Source organism: Pleomorphochaeta caudata (genome assembly GCF_055395745.1).
On the sequence record NZ_AP042458.1, the window covers coordinates 144943 to 157327 of the forward strand.

General features: G+C 28.1%; 15 protein-coding genes. All 15 read right to left on the reverse strand.

Annotated features, from left to right (window positions below; genetic code table 11):
* Positions 1–9: 9 nt before the first annotated feature.
* Complete coding sequence (locus ACZ5RS_RS00675) at positions 10–342, reverse strand: PadR family transcriptional regulator (protein ID WP_464636944.1); 333 nt, start codon at positions 340–342, stop codon at positions 10–12.
* Positions 343–465: 123 nt separating this feature from the next.
* On the reverse strand, positions 466–840 hold the full coding sequence (locus ACZ5RS_RS00680) for an ACT domain-containing protein (protein ID WP_464636945.1): 375 nt from the start codon (positions 838–840) through the stop codon (positions 466–468).
* An 81-nt stretch (positions 841–921) separates the two neighbouring features.
* Positions 922–1491 (reverse strand): nitroreductase family protein, encoded by a 570-nt coding sequence (locus ACZ5RS_RS00685; protein WP_464636946.1) that lies wholly within the window; start codon positions 1489–1491, stop codon positions 922–924.
* A 63-nt stretch (positions 1492–1554) separates the two neighbouring features.
* Positions 1555–1980 carry a MarR family winged helix-turn-helix transcriptional regulator gene (locus ACZ5RS_RS00690; RefSeq protein ID WP_464636947.1) on the reverse strand — a complete coding sequence of 142 codons (426 nt, stop codon included), beginning with the start codon at positions 1978–1980 and terminating at the stop codon, positions 1555–1557.
* Between the two features lie 97 nt (positions 1981–2077).
* Positions 2078–2881, reverse strand: coding sequence for a DUF92 domain-containing protein (locus tag ACZ5RS_RS00695; RefSeq protein ID WP_464636948.1), 804 nt, complete (start codon positions 2879–2881; stop codon positions 2078–2080).
* A gap of 10 nt (positions 2882–2891) precedes the next feature.
* Positions 2892–3545, reverse strand: a complete 654-nt coding sequence (locus ACZ5RS_RS00700; protein ID WP_464636949.1) for a diacylglycerol/polyprenol kinase family protein — start codon at positions 3543–3545, stop codon at positions 2892–2894.
* Positions 3546–3547: 2 nt separating this feature from the next.
* Positions 3548–4390 carry a phytoene/squalene synthase family protein gene (locus ACZ5RS_RS00705; protein ID WP_464636950.1) on the reverse strand — a complete coding sequence of 281 codons (843 nt, stop codon included), beginning with the start codon at positions 4388–4390 and terminating at the stop codon, positions 3548–3550.
* Between the two features lie 217 nt (positions 4391–4607).
* Positions 4608–5777, reverse strand: coding sequence for an AGE family epimerase/isomerase (locus tag ACZ5RS_RS00710; RefSeq protein WP_464636951.1), 1170 nt, complete (start codon positions 5775–5777; stop codon positions 4608–4610).
* Positions 5778–5790: 13 nt separating this feature from the next.
* Positions 5791–6780, reverse strand: coding sequence for a LacI family DNA-binding transcriptional regulator (locus tag ACZ5RS_RS00715; protein ID WP_464636952.1), 990 nt, complete (start codon positions 6778–6780; stop codon positions 5791–5793).
* The gene (locus tag ACZ5RS_RS00720; protein ID WP_464636953.1) at positions 6777–8120 is read right to left on the reverse strand and encodes an FAD-dependent oxidoreductase; all 1344 of its coding nucleotides are present in this window, start codon (positions 8118–8120) and stop codon (positions 6777–6779) included. The genes ACZ5RS_RS00715 and ACZ5RS_RS00720 overlap by 4 nt, the downstream gene beginning before the upstream one ends.
* 8 nt (positions 8121–8128) lie before the next feature.
* Positions 8129–8962 (reverse strand): carbohydrate ABC transporter permease, encoded by an 834-nt coding sequence (locus ACZ5RS_RS00725; protein ID WP_464636954.1) that lies wholly within the window; start codon positions 8960–8962, stop codon positions 8129–8131.
* On the reverse strand, positions 8952–9842 hold the full coding sequence (locus ACZ5RS_RS00730) for a carbohydrate ABC transporter permease (protein WP_464636955.1): 891 nt from the start codon (positions 9840–9842) through the stop codon (positions 8952–8954). The genes ACZ5RS_RS00725 and ACZ5RS_RS00730 overlap by 11 nt, the downstream gene beginning before the upstream one ends.
* 38 nt (positions 9843–9880) lie before the next feature.
* The gene (locus ACZ5RS_RS00735; protein WP_464636956.1) at positions 9881–11170 is read right to left on the reverse strand and encodes an ABC transporter substrate-binding protein; all 1290 of its coding nucleotides are present in this window, start codon (positions 11168–11170) and stop codon (positions 9881–9883) included.
* 92 nt (positions 11171–11262) lie between these two features.
* Complete coding sequence (locus tag ACZ5RS_RS00740) at positions 11263–11751, reverse strand: methyltransferase family protein (protein ID WP_464636957.1); 489 nt, start codon at positions 11749–11751, stop codon at positions 11263–11265.
* Positions 11752–11784: 33 nt separating this feature from the next.
* The gene (locus ACZ5RS_RS00745; RefSeq protein ID WP_464636958.1) at positions 11785–12306 is read right to left on the reverse strand and encodes a nitroreductase family protein; all 522 of its coding nucleotides are present in this window, start codon (positions 12304–12306) and stop codon (positions 11785–11787) included.
* Positions 12307–12385: the final 79 nt, after the last annotated feature.

Consider the following 12385-nt stretch of genomic DNA (forward strand, 5'->3'; position numbering starts at 1 on the left):
CCTCCAGACTCATAGCATATTGTTTATACTGCTATTAATTTCTTTCCACTCATCTATCAACTTAGCTAAAACCTCTTTTCCTAAATCACTAATTTGATAATATTTTCTTGCCCTATTTTCACTTGTATCCCAAAAACTACTTAATAGATTTTGTTTTTCCAATCTTCTTAATAATGGATAGAGAGTATTTTTATCAATTTTTATATTATTAGCTTGAAGATTTTGCACAAGAGAATAGCCATAGATTGGTTCTTTAACACTTAATAATACGCTTATTACTAAAGTACCTCTCTTTAACTCTCCAAATAAATTTTCTAAAAGTTTATCTTCATTATCCATCATCATTACTCCTACTAACACAATAGTGTGTATTATACACTATTGTCAAGAAAAAACTATATAAAAAAAACAGCAACAAAGGATTGGCAACTGTTTCACTTAACAAAATATAAGATATATTAATTATTATTCAACTATTTCATAATCAGATCTTTTTAAGACTTCAATTGTTTGGTCTATTTTGTCACTTTTTACTAATATATAATCTGTATCATAAGTTGAAATAGCAAAGATACTTATTCCCTCTTTTGCCAATATACTACTAATATTTGAAAGAATTCCTACCAATGAAAAATCTAATGGCCCTACAATTTTTAATATATTCCACCCCAAATCACTTATAATATTTTTTGGAACAAATTTTTCTTCGCAAACGATAGAAAATTCTTCATCAGTATTTGTAATTGAAAAAAAGCTATCAAAATTAATCCAAGCTGGGATTTTATCATATTTATCTAATTTACTTATTGCATATAAAGTTTTATCAATTTTAATTTTCAATTTATTACATCTCCCCTTAATATAAAAAATCCTATCATTTTATATAAATAAAACAATAGGATTTTTATTATATTCTGAATTTTACAAAATTGTTACACGTTTTGAAATATCTTCTTTAGGTTTTTCATCTGGTTCTGAATTGATTCCACCAAAAGGCATTTGAGCATTTAAAACAAAATTCTCTGGTAAATCAAACATTTCTCTAATCGCCTCATCAATTACAGGATTGTAATGCTGTAAAGATGCCCCAATATTTAATTCTCTTAATCCTGACCAAATAGATAATTCTAACATACCTACCGATTGCTTTGACCATTCAATGAATTTTGGTGCATATAGAGGGAATTGAATTTCTAAATTCTTAACTGTATTAACATCTACAAAGAATAAAACTGTACCATATCCATTTTTGAAACTATCAATTTTATCTCTTGCGACTTTGCCTTCAAAAACATCATAAATTTTGTCCCAAAGTTGGTCTTGTTTTTCTTTTGTAACTACTACAACTCTTGAACTCTTCATATTAAAAGCATCAGGAACTAATTCTGTTGCCTTTTCAACTAAGTCAAAAACTTTTCTTTCACTTACAGGAAGGTTTTTATTTATATCGTAATATGATCTTCTTTTTTCTAATGTTTCTAATATCTTCATTTTTTTCTCCAACTAAATATTTTTAATTGCTTTAAAGCAATCTATAAGTAATATATTTACTTTTTAAGTATGATTGTAACCAGTAAGTCTTTTCATATATAAAAGCAAATTGTTAAGCTCATCTTGATTTAAACTAGACATTACTGATAAAAGCATTTTTTCGTTTTTAGGATAAACTTTAGCTATTAAATCTAAACCCTTATCACTAAGTTTCAATATGTATCGTCTTTTATCATTCGAATCTTGAGTTTTATAAATCAAGCCACTATTCTCTAAATTTCTAATTACAACAGCAATAGTACCACTTGTGCTTAAAATCTTTTCTTGTACTTCACCTACTGTTAAATCACCTTTATGATAAAGTGCTTCTAACACAGCAAACTGAGAAGTAGAAATTCCATATTCTTTCACTATTGATATAGTGTTTCTATTAATTTCATTTAAAGCTCTGCTCATTGCTATAAAAGCTTTTAACTCTTGTTTTACCATATTTATTACCTTTATCTTCTTTGTGATTTAAAATTACTCTAATTAGAGATAATTGTCAATAGGTTAGACAACACTAACAATATTTTTTTTATTTTTTTTAAATGAAATATAAAATAAGAAGACCTAATAAAGCAGAAGATAAAGCACTTATAAAATTAACCAAGTTGTTATCTACCCATTTTAAGCCAGAAATGATTCGATTTTCTTTAAAATCTTCAACAGCTAATTCAGTTATTCTGTTTTCATCTTTCCAAGAAACATACTTTGCTTGAGCTAACTCTCCAAGTATACTATCTATTAAAGATCCAATAAAACCAAATATAGCTATTATAAAGAATATAATTAAACTTTTAATTTCAAAACCATCTTTTACTGATATAAAAAGTATATACCAAAGACTAATTATTCCAGAGCCTATAAAGGATGCTAAAAACCCCGCTTTAGTTACGCCCCCAGAGAGCCCTATTGTAACGGGTTGCCTTTTTATTATGTAATGAGGAATTTCATCACTTTGACTTCCTACTTCAGAAGCCCAAGTATCTGCATTTGCACAAGCAAAAGCTATTATTATTGATAAAAAGAAAATCTCATTTGAACTAAATTTATATAAAAAAGCAAAAGTTAAAGGAACTATTCCATTTGCAAGAACTTGAACATGATCCCTACAAGAACCTTTTGCAACTATATGTTGGTCAAAAACTTTATCACCACTTAACTTCGATAACAAAGAGGAAGTAATAAAAAATACAATCATTGTACTAAATGCTAAAAATGATCCAGCATAATACAATAATGCTCCTAAAATTAAAGCAGCAATAAATCCACTAAATGTTAATGCTTTTTTCCTGTAAGCAGGAAAAGCAATTATAAAACTTAAAATTAGTCCAATACCAAAAGCCATTTTTGCCCCTTTATATCATCTGTGTTATCAAATAAAATACTATACTAGTACTTAAAGGGAGTGTTAAATTATCAAATCCTAAAGGTGTTATTGCTTCAATTAAGGAAGCAAGTATTGCAATTAATAAACTAAAAGCAAATCCCTTACCTAAAGAAATATCATAATAAAAATTTAATATTAAAAAAGCTATAATTAAGGAAACAACTAATACTGTCAAACTACCTGGAATTGATTTCTCTTTATTTAAGAAAAATGGCTTTTTACCATATTTCTTTCCAATTATTGCAGCTAAGCCATCACCATAACCCATAATTAGAATACCCATTAAACCAATTTCTGGACGACCCATACTAAAAGTCCAAATAGCTAAAATAAATAAAGATATAGAATAATAAACTGTACCTAAATCTTTTACACCTTCTCTTCTTTCCATCGCAGTAAAAATATTTTTTTGATACGAAACATAATTAATTAAAATAAAACATGCTGGAATTAAGGCAACAATTGGTTCGTAGAAATAATACATAGCAATAAACCACCAGTTACATACTCCAATATGTATTATTTTTCTTGTACCTTCTGAACCAATTATTTTTTTCTTTTCTAATATTGTTGAGATACCAATAATTAAAAAAACAAACATAAAAGAAACTAAGTAACCCATTTTTACTCCAATATTTTTTTGTATTTTTCTTCAAATATATTATAATCAATTATAATATTACGTTTCGATAAACAATCATAATCATTTTCTCTTACTACATCTAGTATAGCATTATAATAAACAGCAGAACTTAATACCGCATCTATACTATCACTATCAAATCTTTTTACCACTTTATAGAAATTATTAAAATAGTCTTGAGCTATATTAGCTAAATATTCCCATAATAAAATAAATTCATCAGTGACTTTTTTATTTTTTATATCTTCAATGTTTACATTAAATTTATTTATTAAATCTAAAGGTAAATAAATTCTTCCATTATCAAAATCTTCACCAATATCCCTTAAGATATTTGTAAATTGCATTGCTTTACCCAAAGCTATCGCTTCATCAGCTAATTGTAAATAATTTTTTTCTGCAATTATTGGTAAAATCATTAAACCAACGGAGGAGGCAACATAATAACAGTAGTTATCTAAATCTTCAATTGTTTCAATTCCATTAAAATCAAGATCCATTTTTTGTCCACTTATCATATCATAAAATGGGGCTATATCCATATCGTATTTATTAAAGACATCTCTTAATACTCTAAAAATTGTATTATCAATATCAAGACCTTTATTAAAATCATCAAGTTCTCTCAGTAATGAATGCAATTTATTTCTATCTTTTTCAATATCAACAATATCGTCAGCATATCTACAATAAGCATAAACAGCAAAAACGGCTTTTCTTTTTTCAATAGGGAGTTTTACAAAAGCTTTATAATATGTTTTAGAGCTTTTTTTTATTAACTTTTCACAATATTTGTAATCTTTCTTTAATGAATTGGACTCCACACAACTCTCCTATATTTATAATAATACATGAAAAGTCTAATTAAACAACAAAATTATTTATCTATAAAAAACAAAAAAAGAATCCTGTGCAAACCAGTTTTAATTAGTTTTTCCCTAACTAATGATAACAAACAGGTTAAACACAATGATTCTCATAACAATTAATGATATTAGGAGTATACCATAATTAATAATAGCTTCCTAATTTTTTTTATAATTAATTTATATTATTAATGATTTCTAAACATTTTAAGTACATTCTTGGTATATGAAAAGGACCTTTATACATATTTCCTTTTAATGGAGTTGCTAAAGAATTATCCCTATGTAAATAGCCAAACCATTCATCATATTCATTATCAACAAAATTATTTTGAATATAATCATTTACCATTTTAAATTTTTCTAAATAAGATTCGTCCTTTGTTAAAGAATATGCTAGCAATTGAGCAATTGCAGCTTCACATTGAGGCCACCAGAATTTCATATCTTGATGATACTCTGATAAACTTTTATTCAATAAATCTCTATATTGAATTATTCCACCATATTCCTTATCCCAACCTTTTTCAAACATCCAATTAAGAATTTTTAAACCAAGTTGAATTAATTCTTGATCACCCCTACTTGAACCTTCATTCATTATAAACCAAGCACCTTCAATTGCATGACCAGGATTTAACATTCTACCTTCAAAATGATCTTTATTTATCTCACCATTTTCTAAACATTGTTCAATAACAGCTTGATAATCATCTCTAACGAAGTAAGTTTTAATTTCTAATAATAATTGATCAATATATTTATTTATATCTTCACTTTTATTTGGATATGATTTTCTTAATTCAGATAGAACATTAAGTAAAATCATAGGTCCACCAAAATCTCTTACTTTTCTAGTCATTTTAGGAACTAAAATATTAGACTTTTTTAAATCTTCAACAAATAAATATAATTGATATGCTTTTTCTATATATTCAGGATTATTAGTCACTCTTCCATACACACAATACCCCATAATAGTAAAAGCTTCACTAAAGTAATATCTTATTCTTTTTATTACAGGTTTCCCATCACTAGTTACTCTAAAGAACATTCTATTATCACTATCAAAACAGTGAGCTTCAATAAACTTTACTAAAGAAGTAGCTAATTCAAGATATCTTTCATCTTTATATTTTTCATAAGCAGTTGCATATATCCAAAGAGCTCTTGCTTGAAACCAAACACTTTTATCTGTATCTAGAATAGAGCCATCTCTATCTAAGGCAGTATAGAGTCCACCATTTTCTTTATCAAAACCATTATCAAGCCAAAAGTTTAGCTCATGGTTAATTAATTGATCTTCATAGAGATCATTTATTTGTTTTAAAAAAGCTTTTTCCATTTTCTTTTTACCTTCAAATTTTAAAACTATTTTTATAAATTAAATTTAATGGAACTAATTTCTTATCTGGAAGTTCCTTTTTATTTAAGATTGAATACAAATGTTCTGTAGCTAGGGCACCTAACTCTTGTCTTTGCTTATTCCAACAAGTCCAATCTCCAATATTTAACCAATCATCTTCCATAACTATTCCAAATTTATCCTTACCAAGTTCTAGTAAATTGTCTTTTAAATATTTATCAATTACTGGAACTTGCCAAATTCTATCTAACAAACAAAAGTCTACTTCATTTATAAGAAGTTTTTGTTCATCTGTTAAATCAGATTCTTTGTCTAAGGTTAAAGTGATTACCTCAATTGAGAATTTTTTAGCATAGGTTGATACAAATTTTCTTTTATCATCATAAGGTTCTGTATGATTTGAAGATTTAAAAAATAATATTTTCTTTATATTCTTTTTATTTATAGAATTAAAAATTTCAAATATTACATTCTCATAATCAAAACTCACCCAATTGGTATTAATTCCTTCAATTTCACGTCTACCAACAAATACTAAAGGGAAATTTCTTTTCGCCAAAGCTTTAATATCACTATCATCTCTTTCTACACCAATCATAATGGCGCCTGATGATAAGGTAACCCTAGAAGAAGATGCAATATTTTTTCTTGTATTTAAAAATAATACATCCAATCCTAATTTTTCACCTTGTAAATAAACACCAATATAGAAATCAAAATACTCTCTTTGAATTTCACAATCACTCATATTTTCATATGTAAAAACTGAAATTAGTGATAAATTATTGCTTTTTAAGTTTCTAGCCATATGATTAGGAACATATCCTAAACGATTAGAAACTTCTAAAATTTTCTTTTTAGTTTTTTCACTTACTCTGATATTTCCACCAACTTTTCCACTTAAGACTTTAGAAACAGTCGCATAAGAAACATCAGCCTCATTAGCTATGTCTTGAATAGTTACCCTTTTATTTGTTTTCAATCTAAAAAAGCTCCTTGTTGTTTTAGCTCTTTTCTTAATAAATTAGCATCTAAATCAGTTGGTAATACATTATTAATTATTGATAATGCAGCACTAACTCCACAAGCATGCCCTATTGCTCCACAGCTAGGAGAAACACGAAGGGAGGCTTGAGCTTCAAATGTACAGGAAATAATTCTTCCTGTCGCTAAGATATTTTTTATTTTATTGTTTAATAAACATCTATAAGGGATAGTATACCATACACCATATTTTAGGAAAGTACTATTTGTTGCAGCACCATCGCTAGAATGTATATCCACAGGATATCCACAAGCAGAAATTCCATCTTCAAACTTCTTCCCAGCTAAAATATCTTCAACATTAATAGTATAATTTCCAATTAAACGTCTTGAACTTCTAATTCCAATATTTGGACCAGTAGTAATTAATTTAGAATTCTTAAAACCAGGAACAGCTTTCTTTAAATATTTATAAAGTTGCCAAACTTGTTTTCTTCCTTCAACTTCAGCTTTACTAATTTCAATTGGATCAACTGGATTTAGATTATTTACTCTGCTCATATTAACAATTACTTCGTTTTTAGTATTTGTTTCAAAGAATAGCACTATATCTCTATCAAAAGATATTCCCCCATTCTTTATTCCCTCTTTCATAATATCTTGAAATCCAGAGCAAGATAATCTACTAGCTTGTTTTTCTATTCCTGCTTTTTCTTTCAAAAAAGGAAATAGCTCAACATTTTTATCCATGATATCTCTTATTAAAGAGATATCAACATCAGCTAGTTTCATATTCATACTCATTGGCTGATCTTTACCATCTAAATCTCTACCTTGTGTAAAAGGAACCCCTGCTTGGTACAATAAGTCCCCATCCCCACTTCCATCAATAAAGATTTTTGCAGAAACTTCAAAATGTTTACCACAGGATAAAACATCAACTTTTTTCAAAAGTGAATCTTCAACATATGCTTTTGTAATAACACTATGATATAACAAATCACAATTTGAATCATTTACCATAGTTTCTAATTCATACTTTAACCCTTCACTATCAAAAGGAGTAACAGTATATGTGTAACCTGTTGAATCTATTATATGTCCAACTGATAAACCTTTTTTTACTAGATTTTGGATTAGTTCATCAGTAATGCCTTTTATTACTTGTTCTTTTCCAGCATGGAAAGTCATCATTGGACCTGTTCCAGAACTGGTTAAAGCTCCACCTAAGCAACCTTTTTCTTCAATTAAAAGTGTTTTTATATTCATTCTCGAACATGCAATTGCAGCTATGGAACCTGAGATTCCACCACCTACAATAACCACATCATATTTCATAACCTCTCCTATTTTAGACCTGAATTTACCATCGCATTGGTTATTTTTTCTTGGAACAATAAATAAACTGCCATTATTGGAACAACTGATAGAGTTGTTGCTGCTAATTGTAAATGCCATTGTGGAAGACCATAACTGTCATTAAAATTAGCTAATGATAATGGAAGAGTAAATTTATCAATACTACTTATAAATACTAATGGTTCTAGATACATATTCCATACTGATAAAAAGGCAAGAATCCCTGCTGAAGCTATAATCGGCATAGAAATTGGTAACATAATCTTTTTAAATATTGCAAAAGTTCCAAGTCCATCTAAAGTTGCTGCTTCTTCTAATTCTTTTGGTACAGTAATATAATGTTGCCTAAACATAAAAGAAGAAAAAGCACCTTGTGAACAGAAAATTGGAATCAGTATTAATGGGAAAAAGCTATCAGTTAAATGAAGTGATGACATTTGAGTATATAAAGGTATAATTATAACCTCAATTGGCATCATAAGTGCCATAAGCAATAATATAAAAAAGAAGTTTCTTCCTTTAAAATTAATCCTTGCAAAGGCATATCCACTTAAAGATGAAAATAATATGTTTCCCACTGTACCAAAACCTGCAACAATAAGAGTATTTAAGAAATGTTTACCAAATGGTTGAACCTTAAATATTTCAATATAGTTTGAAAATTTCCAAGCTTTAGGTAATAGAGTTGGTTTTCCAAAAATATCTGCTGGATTATTCAATGAATTAACAAGCATCCACCAAAATGGATAAACAAAAAATATTGTTAATACTGTTACAAGAAGAATCCTAAAAAATATAGATACGATTTTATCAATTTTCATAATATGAAACTCTCCTTCTAACTTTCCATTGTAATAATGTCAAAACTAAAATTATTAAGAATAAAACGACTGATATAGCACTAGCATATCCAGTATTAAACATCTTAAATGCTTGGTGATAGATATAATAAACAATTACCATTGTAGAACCTTCTGGTCCGCCATCAGTCATTAATTTAATCGTATCGAAAACTCTCATAGATCCCGTAACTGTTACTATCATTACCATTAATACCGAAGGCATCAAAAGAGGTAATTTTATCTTGAAGAACATTGAAAGCTTTTTACAGCCATCAATCTTTGCAGCTTCAATTACATCTTGAGGTAAATTAAGTACGGCTCCTAAAAATATTAAAATATTCATCCCAACATTTTTTAAAACCCTAGTTATAATTACACTGAACATTGCCCATCTGACTTCATGTAACCAGTTTGGGCCTTGTATCCCAAATACTGATAAAAAGTAGTTTAATGGGCCATCTGTTCCACCTTGCAAAATATATTTAAAAACAATAGCCCAAGCTACACCACTTGTAACAACAGGTAAAAATACAATTGTTTTTAAATAAAATGTCTCAAATCTATTCTTTCCTAAATATAAAGCTAGAGTTAATGACAATATTAAGTTTATTGGCACAACACCTAAAGAAAATACAATTGTATTTACCAAAGTCTTACTAAACACAGAATCTTGAACTAAATTTTTATAATTCTCTAATCCAGCAAATAAAGATGTACCAAATAATAAGTTCTTTTCTTGAAAAGAAAAAATAAAAATTGATATCAAGGGCATCATTACAAAAAATAAAAACCCTAACATTTGTGGTGCAATAAAAAGATATCCAATCAAATTATGTTTCTCATGATTACTTTTTTTCAACTTCTCACTCCTATAATAAATGCCCTAGATTATATTAATTATTTAATGTATTTTTTATATACGGTTGCGACTTCATCTAATACAGATGCTACATCAGCATTTGCGTTCCATAATTTATCCCAAACCATTTTTGATTCAACTTCGATTTGTGGATATAAACGATGAGATGGCAATACCTTACCATTATTGATTGAGGTTGCAACTGTATCTTTCATTTGCTCTGGAGTAACAGCACTATTACTATTTAAGAAAGCATCAGAAGTTAATACAGATTTTCTTGCAGGTGGCCAAATACCAGCCATTCTTTCTACACAAGATTTGCTTGTCATATATGCAACTAATTCTGCAGCTAAACTACCGTTTTTACTCTTAGCATTAGCACAAATTGCAGCTTGTCCAATAACAGGAACTTCCCCTGCAGGACCTTCAGGAATTGTTACCATACCCCAATTAAAAGAAGCACCTTCTAATTTAGAAATACGTGAAACTTGAGCCATTGTCATAGCAGCATCGCCTGCAAAGAAATCACTTTGGTTTCCTGGAGGAACAACTGAACCATCTTTATAAACCATGTTATGGAATAAAGTTACAGCTTCTACACTTTCATCAGAATTAATTAAAATTTGATTATCATCAGTCCAAGCATCAGAACCATAAGATCTAATAATTGGTACTAAGTTATGTAAAATTCTTGCATCATAACCACCACCATCTGGAGTTTGATAAGCATAAACACCTGTAGCATCAGTTAATTCTTTACTTACTTTTCTAAAGTTTTCCCAAGTCCATTCTCCATCAGCTTTCATTTGTTCTGGAGTTTTTAGACCAGCTTCTTTAAATAAATCTTCATTATAGATAATAAAGAATGGAGATGTTGAAAATGGAACACCAAATACTTTTCCATCTTTTTCCCATAATGACATAGCAGCTGGAGATAAATCAGCAAAATCATATTCTTGTAATGCAGAAGATAAATCAGCTAACAAAGAAGATGATACAAATGTTGGAGCGGTTGTTTCTAACATCCAAAAAACATCTGGTGCATCATTACCTTGAAGTTCCATTGATAATTTTGTTGTATATTCACCAAAAGTTATGGTTTCAAATTCACAATCAATATCAATACCCTTCTTTTGAGCGAACTCATCTACAAAAGAACTTAATAAAGCAATTTGATCTTTATTACTTGTCCAAGTTGAAACCTTCATAGTAACTTTTTGGTTCAACGCTTGATCATTAGCAGTGTTTGTTTCACTGCTTCCACTAGCAAAAGTTAATGCACTAACAAAACAGAACAAACTAGCTAGTAAAATTAATCTCTTTTTCATTTCATTTCTCCCTTTAAATTTGATTAATCGTTTAATCAATGTTATCATTACTTATTCATTATGTCAATTTTAATAATTTATAATTTTATAATTTATTTTCCTTTGAAAAAAGGAATACAACGATTTGTGGCTTTAGAGTACTCTAAATAAGCATTTCCGTACTTTTTTATTAACCATTTTTCCTCTGTATTCTTCATTAAAAGTGTTAAAAAGATCCAAAAAAATATTGGAGCAAGTAAAAATAGATAATTATTTAAAAATAAAATTATGGCTGTACAAACGAACAAAAAAGCAGAATAAATTGGATTTCTAACATACCTATATATCCCAGTAGTTATTAATTTATTATCCTTAATTTTATCATCTATTCTTGAAATTATAACCGCAAAAATCCAAATAATAAGACCTTCTAAAGCAAGAAAAATTCCTAGAATTTGAAATACTATTTTTAATGAATTTACTTTAAATTGACTAAATACTCCCCTACTATCTAGATAAATTAAGATAGCAGTGATTAATAAAATTGATATAACATATAACGGGCCGACACCAAAAATAGGTAAATGATTTTTCTTTTTCAAAAAGTTTCTCCTAAAAATATAACCAAAGTTGTACTAAAATTTATTAAAAACAACTAGTTCTTCAATTTTTACTTTTTCTTTTGGCATTTCAGGATTAAGTGGCTTACCGATAGCAAGTACTGCCCTTATTGTTTTAGAAGAAGGAACATTTAAAATTTCTCTTATTTTATCATTAGCTATTTTATTTCTCAAAAAACCATCAGTCCAAACTGTAGCATAGCCTAATGCTGTAACACTTAATAATATATTCTCACAAGCTGCAGCATAGTTCTCTGATATAAAATTCATACCTCTAGTATTACTTGTTTTATCTTCAGTTAATAAAACCAATAAAAAAGGTGCCGTTTTTGTTCCGTTTGTATTAATTATATTACCTAAATCTTTAATTATTCTCTCATCAGTTATTGCTATATAACTTGTAGAATGAACTCTCATTGCAATGGGAGCTGCAATTGCAGAATTTGATATTTTATTTATTTCTTCTTGTGTTAATTTTTTATTATCGAATGCTCCACGATATGAATAGCGAGTATTAACTACATCAAAAAAATCCATAATTTTCTCCTTATTCTTTAGTTTTATTATTTAATGATATACTTAAATAAAAATTAATTAAATAAGGAAAATTATCTTA